The organism is Owenweeksia hongkongensis DSM 17368, from assembly GCF_000236705.1.
Classification (GTDB): Bacteria; Bacteroidota; Bacteroidia; order Flavobacteriales; family Schleiferiaceae; genus Owenweeksia; species Owenweeksia hongkongensis.
In genome coordinates this window covers 2,868,441-2,886,674 of the sequence record NC_016599.1, presented here as the reverse complement: position 1 = coordinate 2,886,674, position 18,234 = coordinate 2,868,441, and the positions used below count along the sequence as shown (strand labels likewise).

17 protein-coding genes and 1 riboswitch are annotated in these 18,234 nt (G+C 40.3%); of the genes, 10 read left to right on the top strand and 7 right to left on the bottom strand.

What is annotated here, in order from left to right:
* Window positions 1-93: 93 nt before the first annotated feature.
* A complete protein-coding gene (locus OWEHO_RS12805; RefSeq protein ID WP_014202909.1) occupies window positions 94-774 on the bottom strand; it encodes a hypothetical protein in 681 nt (226 codons plus the stop codon).
* A 342-nt stretch (window positions 775-1,116) separates the two neighbouring features.
* A complete protein-coding gene (locus tag OWEHO_RS12800; protein WP_143764599.1) occupies window positions 1,117-1,575 on the bottom strand; it encodes a hypothetical protein in 459 nt (152 codons plus the stop codon).
* Between the two features lie 280 nt (window positions 1,576-1,855).
* Window positions 1,856-1,970: riboswitch (SAM riboswitch) on the top strand.
* Between the two features lie 141 nt (window positions 1,971-2,111).
* On the opposite strand from OWEHO_RS12800, the gene OWEHO_RS12795 reads away from it, so the two are divergent.
* Both OWEHO_RS12795 and OWEHO_RS12790 read left to right on the top strand, forming a co-directional pair.
* Complete coding sequence (locus OWEHO_RS12795; protein WP_014202907.1) at window positions 2,112-3,296, top strand: trans-sulfuration enzyme family protein; 1,185 nt, start codon at window positions 2,112-2,114, stop codon at window positions 3,294-3,296.
* On the top strand, window positions 3,293-4,288 hold the full coding sequence (locus OWEHO_RS12790; RefSeq protein WP_014202906.1) for a homoserine dehydrogenase: 996 nt from the start codon (window positions 3,293-3,295) through the stop codon (window positions 4,286-4,288). The genes OWEHO_RS12795 and OWEHO_RS12790 overlap by 4 nt, the downstream gene beginning before the upstream one ends.
* A 136-nt stretch (window positions 4,289-4,424) precedes the next feature.
* Here the strand turns inward: OWEHO_RS12790 and OWEHO_RS12785 are convergent, their stop codons facing one another.
* The 3 genes from OWEHO_RS12785 to OWEHO_RS12775 form a co-directional block, all read right to left on the bottom strand.
* On the bottom strand, window positions 4,425-4,649 hold the full coding sequence (locus OWEHO_RS12785; RefSeq protein ID WP_014202905.1) for a DUF2795 domain-containing protein: 225 nt from the start codon (window positions 4,647-4,649) through the stop codon (window positions 4,425-4,427).
* A gap of 83 nt (window positions 4,650-4,732) precedes the next feature.
* A complete protein-coding gene (locus OWEHO_RS12780) occupies window positions 4,733-5,278 on the bottom strand; it encodes a cob(I)yrinic acid a,c-diamide adenosyltransferase (RefSeq protein WP_014202904.1) in 546 nt (181 codons plus the stop codon).
* A 98-nt stretch (window positions 5,279-5,376) separates the two neighbouring features.
* Window positions 5,377-6,198, bottom strand: coding sequence for a hypothetical protein (locus OWEHO_RS12775; protein WP_014202903.1), 822 nt, complete (start codon window positions 6,196-6,198; stop codon window positions 5,377-5,379).
* Window positions 6,199-6,324: 126 nt separating this feature from the next.
* Here OWEHO_RS12775 and OWEHO_RS12770 point away from each other — a divergent pair, with 126 nt between their 5' ends.
* The 4 genes from OWEHO_RS12770 to OWEHO_RS12755 are packed head-to-tail and all read left to right on the top strand — an operon-like array spanning window position 6,325 to window position 10,058.
* Window positions 6,325-6,654, top strand: a complete 330-nt coding sequence (locus tag OWEHO_RS12770; RefSeq protein WP_014202902.1) for an ArsR/SmtB family transcription factor — start codon at window positions 6,325-6,327, stop codon at window positions 6,652-6,654.
* A 58-nt stretch (window positions 6,655-6,712) separates the two neighbouring features.
* Complete coding sequence (gene arsB / locus OWEHO_RS12765; RefSeq protein ID WP_014202901.1) at window positions 6,713-7,780, top strand: ACR3 family arsenite efflux transporter; 1,068 nt, start codon at window positions 6,713-6,715, stop codon at window positions 7,778-7,780.
* Window positions 7,777-8,187: an arsenate reductase ArsC gene (locus OWEHO_RS12760; RefSeq protein ID WP_014202900.1), complete on the top strand. Its 411-nt coding sequence runs from the start codon at window positions 7,777-7,779 to the stop codon at window positions 8,185-8,187. Before arsB ends, OWEHO_RS12760 begins: the two co-directional genes overlap by 4 nt.
* Before the next feature lie 56 nt (window positions 8,188-8,243).
* Window positions 8,244-10,058: a cation:proton antiporter gene (locus OWEHO_RS12755; protein ID WP_014202899.1), complete on the top strand. Its 1,815-nt coding sequence runs from the start codon at window positions 8,244-8,246 to the stop codon at window positions 10,056-10,058.
* 13 nt (window positions 10,059-10,071) lie between these two features.
* Here the strand turns inward: OWEHO_RS12755 and OWEHO_RS12750 are convergent, their stop codons facing one another.
* The gene (locus OWEHO_RS12750; RefSeq protein ID WP_014202898.1) at window positions 10,072-10,806 is read right to left on the bottom strand and encodes a DUF6962 family protein; all 735 of its coding nucleotides are present in this window, start codon (window positions 10,804-10,806) and stop codon (window positions 10,072-10,074) included.
* A 142-nt stretch (window positions 10,807-10,948) separates the two neighbouring features.
* Between OWEHO_RS12750 and OWEHO_RS12745 the strand changes: the two genes are divergently transcribed.
* From OWEHO_RS12745 to OWEHO_RS12730, 4 genes are all read left to right on the top strand, one after another.
* Complete coding sequence (locus OWEHO_RS12745; protein ID WP_041627605.1) at window positions 10,949-12,598, top strand: hypothetical protein; 1,650 nt, start codon at window positions 10,949-10,951, stop codon at window positions 12,596-12,598.
* 79 nt (window positions 12,599-12,677) lie between these two features.
* Window positions 12,678-13,328: an HD domain-containing protein gene (locus tag OWEHO_RS12740; protein ID WP_014202896.1), complete on the top strand. Its 651-nt coding sequence runs from the start codon at window positions 12,678-12,680 to the stop codon at window positions 13,326-13,328.
* Between the two features lie 100 nt (window positions 13,329-13,428).
* Entirely contained in the window at window positions 13,429-15,546 is a 2,118-nt protein-coding gene (locus tag OWEHO_RS12735; RefSeq protein WP_014202895.1) for a T9SS type A sorting domain-containing protein, read from the top strand.
* A 56-nt stretch (window positions 15,547-15,602) separates the two neighbouring features.
* The gene (locus OWEHO_RS12730) at window positions 15,603-16,016 is read left to right on the top strand and encodes a RidA family protein (protein WP_014202894.1); all 414 of its coding nucleotides are present in this window, start codon (window positions 15,603-15,605) and stop codon (window positions 16,014-16,016) included.
* A gap of 1 nt (window position 16,017) precedes the next feature.
* On the opposite strand, the gene OWEHO_RS12725 is transcribed toward OWEHO_RS12730, so the two are convergent.
* Window positions 16,018-18,138 carry a T9SS type A sorting domain-containing protein gene (locus tag OWEHO_RS12725; protein WP_041627603.1) on the bottom strand — a complete coding sequence of 707 codons (2,121 nt, stop codon included), beginning with the start codon at window positions 18,136-18,138 and terminating at the stop codon, window positions 16,018-16,020.
* Between the last annotated feature and the right edge of the window lie 96 nt (window positions 18,139-18,234).

The following is an 18,234-nucleotide window of genomic DNA, read 5'->3' as shown; positions in this document are numbered from 1 at the left end:
TTGACTTCATATGTTAAGAGTGCGAAAACACTTAAAAAAGGAAGACTCATTTGATTTTTAAAGCCTGATGGATTTAATCTTTATCAACCCTAATTACTTCTCAGGCTGGTTAAACATATATCTTACCCCTACAAAGACACTGAAATTTTTGTAAGTAGTACTCATAGCTGTAGGCTGACTAACTTTCACTGCAGCCGCATCGCCAAGGCCCATTGAATATCCAATATTAAATGAAAACCCATCAAACAGATTAAATCTTAAAGCAGGTATAAAGCTTACAGTCATATTATTTATTCCTTCTGCATTAAACGGCCCATTACCACCAGAAACTCCAGGGTAGCTAAAATACCCCACATCCTTATAGTTTAAAAAATAAAGCACCTCAACACTGGCTTCGAACCATATATAGTACCACGGTTTAAACTGCACACGCACCGGGATATTAAGATAAGAAAGGTACCTTTTGTCATCATAGGAATAACCATCTGCACCACGCCCACCTCTTCGACTGAAGCCAAGACCTGTTCCTACACCCAGCCACTTGAGGGCTCCATAATCATAATGGGCTAAAAAATCGAAACCAAAAGTACTGCCACCCATATCTTCTCCTGCCTTACTATATCCATTATTAGCAGCTTGCTGCGTGGTAAGCAAACTTACCGAATGGGCATTTACTACCACGCCATAAGAGTGATAGGGCTTAAAGCTTTGAGCTGATAAGAAAAGTGACACAAAAGAAAATGTAATAAAAAGTAGCTTTCGAAATAGAGGCATAGTTCTAGTTTAACTGAGTGAGACGAAAATAGAAATTTTTTGGAGGTTCCGTTTATGACCACGAATTGACCACTACCATAAGCTCCCGTATTCAATTATCACGAATATAACACATGAAATGTAGGGTTGAAAGCATAATGCTTTCAAAGTAAAAACTGTCCTCCCCCGGCTTTCAGCCACCCCCTCCAAAGGGGGACACAATGCATATCTCCCGCTGGCGGAAGTGCCCGAAGGGCGAGGGTGCACAATTTCACGCAGCACATTCCTCTTCTAGAAAGAAGGAGGGTTTAAGATGTTTAGATCGAGGAGATGAGGATAATTCAGGTGGATAAACTTAAAGCTCTAAAGTGATTGTTCAATTTTGTTCTTAAACCCCATAAGCCATTCCAAGTCTCTCTTCTCAGTTACCAAATAATCTTTTCGGCTTGATAAGTCCATAATGTCCCCCACTTCTGATCCAACCCATATGGCAACCCTTGAATTAAACGCACTGTTCTCAAAACTAACTTCACAAAAAACCAATCCCATAGCTAGTTTCCGCTGAAAATGCCTTTTCTGTTTAGCTCTATTCATAATTTCCTGCAGCCTTATTTTCTCTTCCATAGAAATACACATTTTTTGAATACCTCTATCCTTTAAGTCATTGAAATGAGTGTAGGCTCCAGCGGTAGTATGCCCCCTTTCTGAAATCTCCAAATACACACAAACCGAATCCAGCCCAATTTGCTTATCCGCTTGAGAGCGGCCCGGCAAACTCATCAAGACAATTATCATCAATGGTAATATCTTCTTTGCAAACATAATTTTCAAATAATTAAAGCCCCTACGAATATAAACATACAAACCTTGTAAAGATTGAGCCCATTTTCGATCGAAATTCATCTTTTTCACCAACTCTTAAAAACCAATTTCAATTTTTTTTCGTCTTTTTTCAAACTTCCTTCATCCCTTATAAAACCTAAAAACACAGCTCATTTTCAAGTCTTTGAAGAGCCCCTCTCAAATCACTTTTTTGCCACCCCGTGTTTGGACGATTAGAATTTTGTTATAAGTTTGACCCCAGTAATCGTTCATTTACAATTTCTTATCCAGAAAGGTGGAGGGTATGGCCCTTTGAAACCTTAGCAACCTGTTCTCGCTTCAAAAAGAGAATAAGGTGCTAACTCCTGCCGCACGCAAGTGTGGAAAGATAAGTTGGACTCATTTTCAAAATATCGCATTGTTGACGTTTTGATCTTCCCCAACATTCTTGTGCAGGAAGATCTAGAACTCCTTTGTTCTTCATCTTCTGTGATAAGTGTTTGTATAATTTTTAATTATTTAAAATTTACACACTTATGGAAGCTATCACAAAAAGCCTTCACTTCTTACAACCTGATCCGCAAACTGGCGCGATCTCAACACCAATCTACCAAACCTCCACTTTTGTGCAGCAGGCACCCGGAGTAAATCAAGGTTTTGATTATTCACGAAGCAACAACCCCACACGCCAGGCGCTGGAAGATTTGGCCGCTCACCTCGAAGGTGGACATTCCGGCTACGCTTTTGCCAGCGGACTAGCAGCCGTAGATGCAGTTATCAAACTGCTTTCGGCCGGTGATGAAATCATTGCGGTTGATGATATTTACGGTGGTTCGTTCCGTTGCTTCACGCACATCTACAAGAAATTTGGCATTAACGTGAAGTACGTTGATACCACTTCCGTGGAAAATGTGGTCGATGCCATTTCGCCAGCCACCAAGCTAGTTTGGCTAGAAACCCCTACCAACCCAACCCTCAAAATTTCTGACATTCAGAAGATTTGCAAAGTGGCTCACGCTAAAGATTGCCTTGTGGTGGTGGATAACACCTTTGCCTCTCCGGTATTGCAGCAGCCTATTAAGCTTGGGGCAGATTTAATCATCCACAGTGCCACCAAATATTTAGGCGGCCATTCTGATCTTATTGCAGGCTTAGTAATTTGTAAAAATCAAGAACTAGGTGAAAAAATCAAGTTCATTCAAAATGCTACAGGTGCTGTGCTCGGGCCGCAAGACAGCTGGTTGGTAATCCGCGGAATTGAAACCTTACACTTACGTGTAAATGCGCAAGCAGATTCAGCCTATGAAATCGCACATTGGCTACAAGCTCACCCACAAGTAGATTTGGTGTATTACCCGGGTCTGGAAAACCATCCCAATCATGATATCGCTAAAGAGCAACAATCCAAGTTTGGCAGTATCATTTCGTTTTCACTAAAAGAAGACAAAGAAGAATTGGCAGTTGATGTGGTTCAAAAAACCAAACTCTTCAAACTGGCCGAAAGTCTTGGCGGAATAAAAAGTCTGCTTTGTGTCCCCGCCTTGATGACTCATAAATCAACCCCGCGCGAAACCCGCCTAAATGCCGGAATCAAAGATTCACTGATTCGCCTTTCGGTAGGAACCGAAGCCACGCAGGATTTGATCTACGATTTGGACCAGGCTTTGGCGGCCACTTTTAAATCTAAAATTAAACAAACTGAAGAAGAATTAGCGGTATGAGCAACAAGATAAACATTGGCCTTTTTGGCCTCGGCTGTGTAGGAAGAGGAGTGTATAGCAACATTCAAAAATTCTATTCCGATCAGATTAACATAAAGAAGATTTGCATCAAGCACCCTGGAAAACACACGGACATTAACTCCGAACTTCTGACCACCGATGCTTCGGAGGTTTTAGAAGATTCATCAATAGACCTTGTGATTGAGCTGATTGACAATGGCGCGGAAGCTACAGCGCTCATTGCTCAATCTCTCCGCTCGGGCAAAGATGTGATTAGCGCCAACAAGGCAGCAATCGCCAACAGTCTTCGCTTTTTTATCGACCTTCAAAATCAAACAGGAAAAACGCTTTTGTATGAAGGGGCAGTGGCAGGGGCTGTTCCCGTGATTCGTCTTTTGGAAAGTCATTATGCCAATGAAAAAATCACTGGCCTGGAAGGAATTGTAAATGGCTCTACCAATTATTTGCTAAGCAAACTTCGGCTGGACAAATTGACTTTTGATGATGCTTTAGCACAAGCTCAGAGCAATGGTTTTGCGGAAAGCGACCCATCACTCGACATTGATGGTTGGGATGCAGGATACAAATTGATCATCCTTGCGGCTCATGCTTTTGGCGACACTCTTTCTATTGAAGAAGTTCAGCGCACCACATTTTCAGAGTTTTTGGAGCAAGCACCTGACTTATCAAAACCGTGGAAGTGCATTGCCAAAGTGAATAACGAAGGCGAGAATTTGGAGCTTTCGATTGATTTTAAGGAAGAGCCCATCGCATCACAATTTACATCTGTTGAATATGAATTGAACGCCATCAAAGTACATTCAGCTATAGCTGGAACCAACATGCTATATGGAAGTGGGGCTGGTGCCAATGCTACAGCATCAGCTGTTCTTAGCGATTTATTTCAGTGGAAAAAAGGATTCCGATATGACTATTCTAAATTTTATCAGAGAAAGGAGTATTTGAAGAAACTGCAGGGAATCCCAGCTTAATCAGTTGATTTAGCCTTCCACTACCCCGCCCCGAATCCTTTCGGGGCACCCCTTCTTTCTAGAAGTGGAATGAAAAAGGAGCGCCCCATTTCGAATGATTTCGGAATGGGGCGCTTAAATATTTGTGCAGCACTATTTAGTACTCATCCTCATTCCAGAGGTAATCCTCATCGGTAGGATAATCAGGCCATATATCTTGAATAACTTCATAGATTTCCTCTTCCTCTTCTTCCATCGACTGTAGATTTTCCACTACCTCCAAAGGAGCACCGGTTCGGATAGAATAATCAATAAGCTCATCCTTAGTTGCAGGCCAAGGTGCATCACTCAAATAACTTGCTAATTCTAGTGTCCAGTACATATCTAATCTCCGTTATTATTTTTTGCAAAATTAATTTTTTCAAGCACTTTTACAAGCATTTCCTATTTATTTGAAATTTATTATCAACCCCTTGTTTTCCAAGGTGTTTCCACACCTCCATGCTTGTGGGTGTAAAAGCGTGCTAAGGTGAACAGGTAGTCGCTCAATCTGTTCAAATATTTTATGATTTTTTCGTCAACCTCCGCTACCTGGGCCAAAGCTACAGCCCTACGCTCGGCTCTTCTACACACACATCTAGCCACATGGCAATGAGATGCAGCCAAATCGCCACCTGGCAAAATGAAGTTTTTCAAATCGGGCAAATCCTCATTCATCTTATCCATTTCGGTTTCCAAAAGTTCGATGTCTGAAACCTCAACTTCCGGCAATTTCATTTTACTCCCCGGTGCAGAGGCTAGCTCAGAACCTACGGTAAATAGTATATTCTGAATGCTTACCAAAGTTTCTTCGGCTTGTCTGTCTTTAGCAGAATCACGAATCACTCCTATAACAGAGTTCAGTTCATCTACCGTTCCATAAGCTTCAATGCGCGTATCAGTTTTGCTTACGCGAACACCTCCTATCAGTGAGGTTTCGCCTTTGTCGCCTTTTTTGGTATATATTTTCATTCTACTCAATTTCTGGTTGGGTTGCCAAATATGAGTAAAATAGGAATAATGCAGAACGATTGAAAGACTGAAAAAAGATAGAGCTATTAGCGAAGCATCTAATTAAGTTGATAAGCCATACTCAAGCCAAATCCATAAAAAGGATTCAAAGATTTTGTTTTTTCAAACATCTCAATGCCATCTTGCTCTGAGTATGTGTATTGTTTGAATAGTGCCTCTTCCTTCCTTAACACATTTAAAAAAGAAATACCTCCTTTTACATTTACGGCTATCCGGAATTTTTGCTCGCGGCCAAGTGCCACACCAATGGAAGGATTAAGATTGAGCAGCAATAAAAAATCACGAGAGGAAGTAAGCCTTCCATCATTATTTGGTTGATAAGAAGCATTACCCTCGAACTTCACCTCACCCTTTTTTCCTACCAAAAAGTAGTTTGTAAGCTCTGTTCCTATTGAATAAAAGAAAACTTTACCGGGCTTTTTGAAATATTTGGATACACCCAAGGGTATTATCAAGTAATTAAAACTATACCTATAGTCTCGAGGTTGCCCGCCAGTAAGAGCATAACCTAAAGGAATAGAAAAAACAGTTCCTGGATCTGTTACTTCAAACTTGGTTTCAGAATAACCTAGGCCCACGCTGTACACAAGAGTCGATTTTCTTTTTCTTGGATCACCAATTTCGTAATGAAATCGTGCAACAAAAGAAGGCATTGTCGAAAACTGATAGTGCTCCACCTCATTGTCCTCTGCACCATCAGCATAGGTTGCGCGTAAATCATCATTTGGTACAGCCTTATAGTTTAGATAAAAATCCGCTGTGTGCAATGTATTTCCACCCTCCAAGGACAGATAGTAATTCTTCTGAGCAAACAGATTATTTGCGACAATAAAGCCTAAAAGAAAAAGACCAAATCTCATGTATTGAAAGGTTAGTTAAGAGTCATAAATACGAGAAGAACTTCACCTTGAAATAACAAAAAAAAATATTTGTTATTGCCCTTTTTAATATTCATCGTAATATTGCAATGAGTAATTTATTTAAAAATGGGAGTCACAAGAACAGATCTTTTTACACAAGAGCAAAACCAATTGGCTGACCTAGCTAAAGTGCTTGGCCACCCCGCTCGTATCGCTATTTTGGAGTTTTTGCTAAAGGCAAAATCCTGTATAAACAATGATTTGGTAGAAGAGACTGGCTTGGCGCAAGCTACCATCTCGCAACATCTACAAGAGTTGAAAAAAGCAGGATTGATTCAAGGAACTATTGATGGCACCCGAATGTGCTATTGTATAGAACCATCCAATTGGAAAAAAGCTCAAGAAAATATTCAAGGTCTGTTTGATTTATTACCGCCTGACCCGAACTGTTGTTAAAAAAATTTACTCTCAATCATCGCAAAATAGCAATATGATGAATTCTAAATCTTATTAAATGGAAGTTAAAAATTTTAAGCCTCGCAGACTCAGTTTTCTAGATCGTTACCTCACCGTATGGATTTTTGCCGCGATGGCAATTGGCGTAGCTCTAGGCTACTTTTTCCCCGCTATGGCTGACAACATTCAGAGCTATGGATCTGGTTCCACCAATATTCCTTTAGCCATTGGCCTCATATTAATGATGTATCCGCCCCTGGCAAAAGTTCAATACAAGCAATTGCCTAAGGTTTTCAAAAATGTAAAAGTGCTTTCTATTTCGCTTTTATTGAATTGGATTATTGGACCAATTTTGATGTTTGCCCTGGCACTCATTTTCTTACGAGACTACCCGGAATATATGGTTGGGCTTATCCTTATCGGTCTTGCCCGCTGCATCGCCATGGTACTTGTATGGAACGAATTAGCCGAAGGGAGTCGCGAATATGCAGCCGGACTGGTTGCTCTAAACAGTATTTTCCAAGTAATTTTCTACAGCTTTTATGCCTATATTTTTATCACCGTGCTTCCACCCTATTTCGGGATCGATGGTGCTTTGGTAGATATTTCGATGGCAGCAGTAGCAGAAAGCGTAGTCATTTATCTGGGTATTCCATTTGTCATGGGCTTCTTAAGTCGTGTGATTTTAGTCAAGCTAAAAGGAGAAGACTGGTACCAGAAAAAATTTATCCCTGCAATTTCACCCATCACCTTAATCGCATTACTCGCCACTATTATTTTGATGTTTAGCCTCAAAGGCGAATTGATTGTGCAAATCCCGTTTGATGTGGTTCTTATAGCTGTGCCTTTGGTAATTTATTTCGTACTTATGTTTATCATCAGCTTCTTTGTAAGCAAGGCCTTTGGTGCGGATTATGCTCAAAATGCCTCTATCTCATTTACCGCTTCGGGCAACAATTTTGAACTCGCCATTGCAGTAGCCATTGCCGTTTTTGGACTAAACTCCGGGCAAGCATTTGTAGGGGTAATTGGCCCATTGGTAGAAGTGCCCGCCCTTATTTTATTAGTTAGAGTAGCCTTTTGGCTCAAAAAGAAATATTATCCACAAACATCTATTTTATCATGAAAAAAGTACTAGTGCTTTGCACCGGAAACTCCTGTCGTAGTCAAATAATGCAAGGCTACCTAAACCATTTTAGCAACAACAAAATTGAAGCCTACAGTGCCGGAATTGAAACTCATGGCGTGAATCCTAAGGCTATAAAAGTTTTGGCAGAAGATGGCATTGATATTTCGCATCATACTTCAAATCACGTAGACGAGTACCGCGATGTAAACTTTGACTATTTGATAACTGTGTGCGATCACGCCAAAGAAAACTGCCCATGGTTTCCATCTGATGCCGAGCGTTTTCATCAAAGCTTTGATGATCCTGCAAAAGCCATCGGAACGGATGAAGAAATATTGAACGATTTTCGTGGGGTAAGAGATGAAATAAAAAAATACGCCAGCACTTTTGTAAACAATCTATAGGTGTAGTCCGATATTATCAATTTATCCGATATTTAGCCCAAAGAGCATAAGGACCTATGGAAGGAATGATAGAACTAGCGAGTATTTTAATACTCAGTGTATTGGCGCAGTGGTTAGCATGGAAAATCAAAGTTCCGGCTATCATACCTCTTATAATGATTGGCCTTGCGCTCGGTCCTTTATCTACTTTTTTCACTCCTTACGGGGATAAGTTGCTTGATGGTGACCAGATTTTTTCTGGCGACTTACTCTTTGCTTTTGTTTCTATTTCGGTTGGGATCATTCTTTTTGAAGGGGGACTTACACTCAAGCTCAAAGATATTCGGCACCAGGCCGGAGTTGTGCGAAATCTCCTGATTTTTGGCCCCATCATTACGCTTGGTCTGGGTGGCCTTGCTGCTCATTATTTGCTTGGGCTAAATTATCGTCTGGCTTTCCTATTTGGAGCTCTTATCATTGTTTCTGGTCCTACTGTGGTAATTCCTATACTGCGGAACACACGACCTAATGAACGGATAAACAATGTGCTAAAATGGGAGGGAATTGTAATCGATCCTATCGGAGCACTAATTGCCGTATTGGTATATGAGTTTATTCAAATCGGTCATTTTGAAAACGCAGACACTATAGAGGTTCTAAAAACCTTTTTTATCACCATAGCCTCTGGAGTATTCGTTGGTGGTCTTGCCGCACTGTTCATGCGTTGGATTTTACTTAAGAATAGAATCCCTGGCTACCTTAGAAATGTGGTCGCCCTGGGTCTAGTAATCTTTGCATTTAGCTTTTCAGAAATGATTTCTCATGAAGCAGGCCTTATGGCGGCCACCTTTATGGGAATTGTAGTTGCCAACATAAAGATTGAGGAATTTAAGAAAATACTCTCCTTTAAAGAGGATATCAGTATTATTCTAATCTCCGTCTTGTTTATCCTGCTTTCCAGCAGAATTGACATGGTACAGCTTGAAAAACTTGGCTGGGATGCTGTTCTTCTATTTGGCGTAGTTGTGTTGATTATCCGCCCACTTATAGTTTGGCTAAGTACTTTGGGTAGCAAGTTCAACTGGCGTGAAATAATCTTTATGGCCTGGGTAGGTCCAAAAGGAATTGTAGCTGCAGCCGTAGCTTCTCTATTTGCACTTCAGCTGAGCAACACCACAGATGCTCCGATTGATGCCGAGCAAGCAGAACTTATCCTCCCGCTTACCTTTTTAGTAATTGTGGGAACTGTAGTATTGCAAGGAGGAACAGCTAAGCCTTTGGCCAAATTGCTGAAAGTGCAACGTGCAGAACCTAAGGGCTTCCTTTTAGCTGGAGCTAATGAAAACTCACGCTTTTTAGCCAATTTTTTAAAGCAATATGATGTTCAGGTTACTTTAGCCGATACTTCTCAAGCTAATATCCGAGAAGCACAGCGCATGGGTTTTGATGTATATGAAGGCAACATTTTGGGAGACAATGTTTTTGAGGATTTAGATCTCACAAATATTGGGCGACTTATGGCTCTTACCAGTAGCAGCGAGGTAAACAACCTAGCCAACAAGTATTTTGCTGAAGAATTTGGTGAAGAAAATGTGTACCGCCTTTGCAGTAAAAAAGAGCTGGAGCTCAAAGATATTGACCTTCCGCGAAACGTACTTTTTGGCGCGGACGTGGACTACCTAAATTTAGCGCAAGCCATACGTCAACACAAAGATATGGCCGTAGATAGCTGCCAAGATCGCGAGGAATATGACTCCATTCTAAAAGCCAACCGCGGAAGTATAATTCCATTATTTATTTTACGCAAAGAGGAAGATCCAATGGTGGTAAGCCGTGATTTACCTCAATTTGAAAAAGGAATGAAGCTAGCCTATATCGCAGAGGCGCATTAAGAAAGTTCAGGACTTAAACATGCGAGAAGCGTTTTTCTCTCAAGCTGTCTTTACCCTCCGCTTCCTTTAAGTCTTTGCCATTTTGGGTTTCAAGCATCATTTCTTTGGAAGCGTAGTAGAAGAAAATTGCTCCTATGGCCATAAAGATATGAGCAAGATCCGCATGGTTAAACCATTTGCTGATGCTCAATTCTGCAACAAAAATTACTGAGCAGATAAAAATCATAGCTACGGCTATCATCATCAGCTTTACAGCTTTGGTGCGATTGCGCCTTCTATAATTGAAAACACAAAAACCAAACACTACCACTAAAAAGCCATAAGTGGAATGAATTTCTACATATAAAAAGTTAAGCGTGGCAAACGCCAAAGCCATAAATGTGAGAAGCTCCACAATATTGAACCAAGAGAAAAATTTATGCCCTTTGGTACTCAAAATAGGCTTAGAGTAACGAATCATCACCCGCTCCAAAAAGTTTACCGCCAACATGCTCAATAGCCAACCAGGAAGTTTCCAGTAAAAGCCCAAAGCATAAAGAAAACCATGGCCAAATACTCCTCCAATAAAAGTAGCCACGCCCATCATGGCAAAATAAGATATGATGATTTTGTGAGTTCCACTGCCATCCGAATACTTTCGGAGTTTTAGCGCGGCAATGATGCATACTATAGCTACCAGCACATCCGTAATCATGGTCACTGGTTCGTCAATTCTTATCCCAAAAGGGTAAATAGAAGGTTGTTCCAAGTTGAAGATTTTTTTTACAAATGAAAATATTATAGGTGTATAACACACCCTTAAGGGCATTTTGTTTTTCTTTCTATATTGGCACCCGAACAATTTTTTAGTAACGCATACCTCTTAATAATTCTAATATCTTAAATACATTATGACTAAAACTAGCCTTTTTATGGGCTTAGCTCTGCTATGCTCATCATTAAGCTTTGGCCAATACCATGAGCCAAAGAAGATTGATTTTGAAATAAGTGAACCCTACAAAGTAGTAGATGCTCAATCTAAAAGTTACTTCCAACTAGATGATCAAGTCTTTTCTATAAAAATAGATAAGAAGACCGCTATCATTCAAAGGTTTGATGTGAAGACAATGAAGGAGACCAACCGAATAGAGCTAGAGATGCCTAAATCCTATTCACTGGAAACCATTAAAAAGATTGGTGATGAATACTACGTATTCTATTCTATTTATGACAAAGGCCGCAAAAGCGAACAGCTATTTTGCAGAGCTGTAGATTTTGAGGCGGGGAAGTATAACGGAAGTGAAAAATTACTTGTCACCACACGCGGAAAAATTGCAGGAGCCTCAATGGGTACTCAGCATCTTGCTGGAGGCATGTTTAGTGTAATGTCTTTTGGAGTAACGGATAAATTTGATTTTTATCAATCTGCCGATAAGTCCAAACTCTTGGTGCAATACCGCATGGTACCTACTGTAAAAAATGACTCTAAGAGCTTTGACAAAATAGGGCTTCATGTGTTTGACACTGACCTTAAGGAAATTTGGGGTGAAGTACAGCGTATGCCTTACACCGAGAAGAAAATGAATATAATAGACTATGCGATTGACAATGATGCCAATGCATATATTATGTCTACCGTATTTGATGACAACAGTACCCGAACCACCAAGAAAGGTAGCAAAGATGAGCCCAACTATCATATAGAAATGCTAAAGAGAACTACAGCTGGTAAACGTCTTGAACAAAGTACCCCAAGCTTAGACGATAAATTCATTAGCAGCGTATGGTTATATGAAACCAGTGATGACAAAATGGTGATAGCTGGTTTTTATAATAATACCGATTCTCGTGGCGATGCGGAAGGGATTTTTTACGCAAAACTCAAAAAAGATGGCACCACTTACGATCAGCAAACACATGCCATTCCACTGGAAGTACTGAACCAGTATGAAAGCAAGCGCACCCGTAAAAAGAACACTAAGAAAGAAGATAAGGGGGAGTCAGAGTTTTATAAACTGAAATTGCGCAAGCTACAGTTTATGGAAGATGGTAGTATAGTAATGATAGGCGAACAAAACTATGTAGTTCAACACACAACCACCAACAGTCGTGGAGGATCATCTACATATTACACATATCATTATAATGATATGCTTGTAAGCAAAATAGACCCAACAGGAAACCTTGCATGGATGACTAAATTACCGAAAAGTCAGGTAGGTAGAGCTGGACTGGGATCAATGTCGTTCCGCCACCACTATGATGCAGGCTATCACTATCTGCTATTCATTGATAATGAAAAAAACATGGATCTCCCATTTGACGAAGCTCCGGACACTTACTCGGACGGACGCGATGGAAACCTTACCGCCTATCTAGTGGACGATTCTAATGGTGAGATGCAAAAAGAAACAATACTAGATATGCGTGATGCCAAAGGCGTTCGTCTATACCAGTTTCAGCCTTCTAAAATTTTGAAAATATCTGAAACCGAGTTTATTTTTGAAGCTTACAAAAAGCAGAAAGAAGACGTAATGGTTAAAATTAGCTTGAAGGACTAAAAGCAACTATTTATCTTATAGAAAAAGCAGCGGCCATTGGTCGCTGCTTTTTTGTTTCTAATCACTTCCTTTGTTTACTATGAAAAAGTACATCAGCAAAACGGTAAACTTTGTAAAACAAGAACTTAAAGATGCAGAGGGTGGTCATGACTGGTTTCACATAGAACGGGTGTGGAAAACCGCCTGCACCATTTCTCAAGCAGAAGAAAATGCAAACCTCCTAGTTGTTGAACTTGGTGCTTTGCTGCACGATATTGCTGATTCTAAGTTTCATAATGGAAATGAAGAAATAGGCCCTGCCAAAGCGCGGGATTTTCTCAGTTCGCTTGCGCTAGATCAGGAAACTACCGAGCATGTTATAAATATTATTAAACATATATCCTATAAAGGTGGGAATGAAGAGCAAACCTTCCACTCCCCAGAGTTAGATATAGTTCAGGATGCAGATAGGCTGGATGCTATGGGTGCCATCGGTATTGCGCGAACTTTTAATTATGGAGGGCATAAAGGTCGCGAAATTTACAATCCAGAAATAAAACCAGACCTAAAGATGAGTAAGGAAGAATACAAGGCTAGCACCGCTCCTACCATCAATCACTTTTATGAAAAGCTCCTTTTGCTAAAAGACAAAATGAACACAAAAACGGGAAGAAAGATGGCGGAGCATCGGCATGAGTTTATGGAATCTTTTCTTTATCAATTTTACAATGAATGGAATGGTATTCAGTAGTTAAGAAGTAAACTCCTTCATTTCCTAATATCAACGCGGCATACCTTCACCTTTCGTTGCTTTATCTTATTTTAGCACATTGTCCTTTATTTTACTCCCTATGTTGAGAATACTATCCTCGTTTCTATTTTTCTGTTTGGCACTTAACCTTTTGGGTCAAACCCCAAATTCCAGAAAGAGCTATACCATAACGAAAAGTCACACATTTGTTCCCAAAGAAGCTAAACCTGACTTTAATGCCCAATTAAAAAATATAGAAGCCCCTTCTCCTGACGGGGATAGCTACCGCTCCTTTTTGATGCGTCAAAAAATAAAGAGCCGTGAAATGTTTCCCAGAAAGCAGGCTCCGGCCAACAATAAAAAAACTCAATCTACTGCTCCCCAGCCCCAGATTGGGCCTGGATATAATATAACTTTTCAACCTCCCATAGGTCCTGAGCGTGAATATTCCGGGGGGATACCAAATGACAACACAATGGCTATTTCCAACAATGGAAAGCTAGTTGCAGCAATAAACAGCACCGTTTGGGCTTATGACATAGAAGCCGATTCTACTTTATTCAAACCTTTCAACTTACTGTCTCTCAACCAAATTGCACAAGGCAATATTACCGGTAGATACTTTGATCCAAAAATGGTTTATGATGAAAAAGCCGATCGATTCATCCTTGTATTCTTAAAGGACAGTGAGCCTTCCTCTAGCCGTATTGTTGTTGCATTTTCTAGTAGCAACAATCCAATTGATCCATGGTATGTGTATGAGCTTCCTGGAAATCCATTAAATAACAATCGTTGGACAGACTTTCCCGCCATAAGCCTGACGGAAAATGAACTTTTTATTACCGGAAACTTAATTGTACCTAATGTGACATGGCAAGTAGGATTTGATGGTTCTGTCATCTGGCAACTAGACAAAAGCGCAGGTTACAACAATGACTCTATTCTTCCCAATAAGCTTTATAGCCAGGTTCAGTTCAATAATAAATTTACCCGAAATATTCATCCCGTTCAGAATATTAATCAAGATGGAGATCGGCAATACTTTCTTTCAAACCGAAACTTTGACGTGACCAATGACACCATTTTTGTAATGTACATTGACGGTACTTTAGATGACCCTACTACCCAGCTTACTGTAGAAATGGGAAAGACCACCCCAAATTATGGCGTTCCTCCTAATGGTCGACAACAAGACACCGATCTCAATGATCCAACCAAAGGACTTCAAACCAATGATGGCCGGGTATTAGGAGCAATCACCAACGGAGACTGGATTCAATTTGTTTCAAACAGTATAAATCCCGCCACAGGTTTTTCTTCCATTTATCATGGAATGATAACGAACCCCGCAACTCCTCAGCAGAAAATTTCAGGAACTATCATAGCGGATCCCGTATTAGATTTTGGTTATCCCAATATCGCCTTTGCCGGAAACGAGGATTGTGATGTAGAATCTATTATTGGTTTTGATTTTGCCTCACCTACTGATTTCCCCGGTGTAGGAGCAGTTTACTTTGCAAATGATAGTACACACTCCACTTTGGTAAGATTAAAAGAAGGTGGTAATTATGTAGATAAGCATAGTGATAGTTACGAGCGTTGGGGAGATTACTTTGGAATACAAAAAAGACACAATAACCCAGGCGAGGTGTGGGTAGCTGGATTTTATGGTTTGGCAAATACAGGTAGTGGCACATGGATCAATAGACTAAACAGCCCTGATTCGGCTAAGGTTATTTCTGCTCCAGAAATAAGTGGTGATCCAGTTTTTTGCTCAGGCACATTAAACCTTAAAGCCTCTGGTGGTGTTGCTCCGTATACCTTCAACTTTAATAGTGCTACAACTTCTGCCAACTATATCGACAGCCTTTGTGATGGCGATACGATCTACTACCAAGTGACTGACGCTAGAGGGTGCTCTTCTGAAGGGACATATATCGTTCCCAAAATCCAGTCGGGTAATGCTAATGGTATTTATCCAAACCCCTTTTCAGGAAGTGTAGTCGCTCAATTTAACCTTCCGAGCGACCAGCGTGTTTCTGCTTACATATATGATATGCAAGGAAGTATGGTAGCCAAAATCATTGATCAGAACGGTACTGCGGGGTTAAACGAGATAATATTTAACCTCTCTCCATTAAGAATAGGCCAGTATGTTTTGCGCGTTTATGCGAATGATGAAGAACTTCTTACGGAGAAAATGATTAAAAACGAGTAGCATTTCTGCTTCAAATAAAACGAGCCTCTTACTTTTGGCAAAATTTCAATTACATCATGAGCAAAGCACCAAAGCCCGTAGGTTTATATCCACTAGCACGCAAAGTTGGCGACATCCTTTTTCTAAGCGGAGTAGGACCGCGCATAGCTGGTAGTGATGCCAATGATTCTGGCGTACCTGGATTAGAATTAGATCACAATGGAAACTTTAAAAGCTTTGACTTTGAAGCTCAGGTACACTCAGTATTTGCCAATGTAAAAGCTATACTTGAAGAAAACGGAAGCAGCTGGGATAAGTTGGTAGATATTCAGGTTTTTTTGGTGGATATGAAACGTGACTTTCAAACTTTCAACAGGGTTTATGCGGAGTATTTTAAGAATATCGACCCAAAACCCTGCAGAACCACAATTGCCATTAATGCATTGCCTACCCCTATCGCAATTGAGTTAAAATGTGTGGCAACGGTTTAGCTTATTTCTTTATCACCTTGAAGTATTCAGGCCTATTCCCATCCTGTAGTTTTAACATATAGATACCTTTTGCAACTAACCTAAAGTCCAGTTTTTGGCGCTCATCTGAAAAATTCATATTTCCAAAATCCTTAATCAATGCCCCGTTCAAGCTGTATAGCTTTACCTGCACATTTTTGCTCGCAAAATCAACTGACTTAATTACAAGTTCATTATTCACCGGGTTAGGATAGATTTGGAATTCTCGAATATCTAACTCGGGGGTTGAAATGTGGGTAAGGGAAATACAATCCGAAAGCTCTGAACATGCATCTCTATAAACCAATACTGCGTACAACTGATTATCAGTGGGTGAAAAATAACGAGTCGTTTCATTGGGTACAAAAGTACCTTTCGTGCAATTATACCATGCATAAGAAGCTGCTGGTTCCGCAGCTTCAAAAGTTGTGGAGTCTAGAAAGCGTACGCCATCATTTAATGAATCTATTGTCAAATCCAAAACAATGATGCTATCACATCCTGCTTTGGATAGTGAAGGAAAAGTATACAGTCCCGATTTTCCCAGAGCACTGTCTTGAAATATTGTATAGCCACATACCGTATCAGTAATGGTATCAAGTGTCCCACCGCATCTATCTAACTGATAGAAAAAGGTGTTAGTCTGAAAAGGGGTGTTTAGTATATGCTCACCTTTCATAGTGGGGTCAATGTCCAAATCACCTTTGAATCTGCCAAATATGAAAGGTTTACCACTATGCCTATAACCAACTCCGGCCCCATAAACGTAATTGCTTTGTAAAGGCTGAGCCCAAATAAATTGTCCATTGCCATCAAACTCTATCAAGCCGGATATGCTAAAAGGTTTACTTGTGTCACCAGGGTAATATACTCCTGAACCTGGATTAAACTCAATAGAATCATCAAAAACTCCAGTTACCAACACATGTCCATGTTTACCCACAGCTATTGATACCACCTGATCATTTACTACAGGCGCCCCAAAACCCTTCCCCCATATCAAATTGCCATTTGCGTCAAGTTTCTGTACAAATCCATCTGAACCATATAAGCCTTTTGGAATTAATTGATAATTGCCTAAACCTGGATCCAAATCCATAGTATCAGTAAACCACCCAGCCGTATATATATTATCCATACTATCAAGCTGAAGACTCTTGAGGCGATCTGCATTACGACCACCAAAACTCTTTACCCACCCAAAAGAGCCAGAGGAGTCGTACTTTGCTATGTAGCAGTCTTCCATTGGTATTGTACCAAGTACAAGCTGCAATGGAGTTGAACCAATAATTCCTATTGGCGTACCCGGATCAAAATCTACTGTGTCCGAAAATGAGCCCCCAATGATTATATTCTCAGAGGCATCAAGAGACAAGGCCATTCCATAGTCCCTATTACCTGCCCCCATACTCTTTGCCCATCTAAATTCACCTTGCGAGTTTAGCTTCAATAGGAAAATGTCAGAATGGAAACTACCTATTGAAAATCCAAAAGATGTTCCTGCTCCCGGGTCAAAATCAACCGCTCCTTGAAAAGATCCAGTTGCATATATATCTCCATTTCCACCTACCGCCAATTCACCAAATGAAGATTCATTATATACCGTACCCGAACCAAGAAATACTTTGAACCAAATTAAACTTCCCGAAGTATCCAGCTTCATTATGAAGTTATCATTCTGACCTCCATTTGTATAATTTTGCAGTCCATTGATGTTCGTACTTGTTATCCCTGAATCCAAATATCCCCCAATCACGAGATTTCCATCAGGAGCCAAAGCAACACTTTTTCCTAAGCAATATCCATTGCCTCCCAAGTATTTTACCCAAGCAATATCTCCCATACTATCTATTTTAAGAACATAGGCTTTGCCTGCAGACACTTTAGTTGGAGGTGTGGATTGAAACATTCCGGTGGTTCTGCTATTCCCGGTTACATACATATTTCCTTGTTCATCCTCCACCATGTCAAAAATATTTGAACCACTATTAGAGATGGTAAAAGATTTATCCAGCACGTATGGGCTTTGAGCATGCACTTTGACACAGGAGATTAATACTATGAGAAGTACTGCTTTCAACATTTGAGTAGTTTGAGTTTTCATGGAGCTATCGATTAAGGCAAAGGCATTACAACCCTTTATTAATACTATCTTACAAAGTATTGACTTGCAAACCTACCATTCGTTGCACGAAACCTC

Coding starts and splice junctions, on each gene's coding strand:
- OWEHO_RS12805 (WP_014202909.1), bottom strand. CDS start 774: ATGCCTCTATTTCGAAAGCTACTTTTTATTACATTTTCTTTTGTGTCA.
- OWEHO_RS12800 (WP_143764599.1), bottom strand. CDS start 1,575: ATGTTTGCAAAGAAGATATTACCATTGATGATAATTGTCTTGATGAGT.
- OWEHO_RS12795 (WP_014202907.1), top strand. CDS start 2,112: ATGGAAGCTATCACAAAAAGCCTTCACTTCTTACAACCTGATCCGCAA.
- OWEHO_RS12790 (WP_014202906.1), top strand. CDS start 3,293: ATGAGCAACAAGATAAACATTGGCCTTTTTGGCCTCGGCTGTGTAGGA.
- OWEHO_RS12785 (WP_014202905.1), bottom strand. CDS start 4,649: ATGTACTGGACACTAGAATTAGCAAGTTATTTGAGTGATGCACCTTGG.
- OWEHO_RS12780 (WP_014202904.1), bottom strand. CDS start 5,278: ATGAAAATATATACCAAAAAAGGCGACAAAGGCGAAACCTCACTGATA.
- OWEHO_RS12775 (WP_014202903.1), bottom strand. CDS start 6,198: ATGAGATTTGGTCTTTTTCTTTTAGGCTTTATTGTCGCAAATAATCTG.
- OWEHO_RS12770 (WP_014202902.1), top strand. CDS start 6,325: ATGGGAGTCACAAGAACAGATCTTTTTACACAAGAGCAAAACCAATTG.
- arsB (WP_014202901.1), top strand. CDS start 6,713: ATGGAAGTTAAAAATTTTAAGCCTCGCAGACTCAGTTTTCTAGATCGT.
- OWEHO_RS12760 (WP_014202900.1), top strand. CDS start 7,777: ATGAAAAAAGTACTAGTGCTTTGCACCGGAAACTCCTGTCGTAGTCAA.
- OWEHO_RS12755 (WP_014202899.1), top strand. CDS start 8,244: ATGGAAGGAATGATAGAACTAGCGAGTATTTTAATACTCAGTGTATTG.
- OWEHO_RS12745 (WP_041627605.1), top strand. CDS start 10,949: ATGACTAAAACTAGCCTTTTTATGGGCTTAGCTCTGCTATGCTCATCA.
- OWEHO_RS12740 (WP_014202896.1), top strand. CDS start 12,678: ATGAAAAAGTACATCAGCAAAACGGTAAACTTTGTAAAACAAGAACTT.
- OWEHO_RS12735 (WP_014202895.1), top strand. CDS start 13,429: ATGTTGAGAATACTATCCTCGTTTCTATTTTTCTGTTTGGCACTTAAC.
- OWEHO_RS12730 (WP_014202894.1), top strand. CDS start 15,603: ATGAGCAAAGCACCAAAGCCCGTAGGTTTATATCCACTAGCACGCAAA.
- OWEHO_RS12725 (WP_041627603.1), bottom strand. CDS start 18,138: ATGAAAACTCAAACTACTCAAATGTTGAAAGCAGTACTTCTCATAGTA.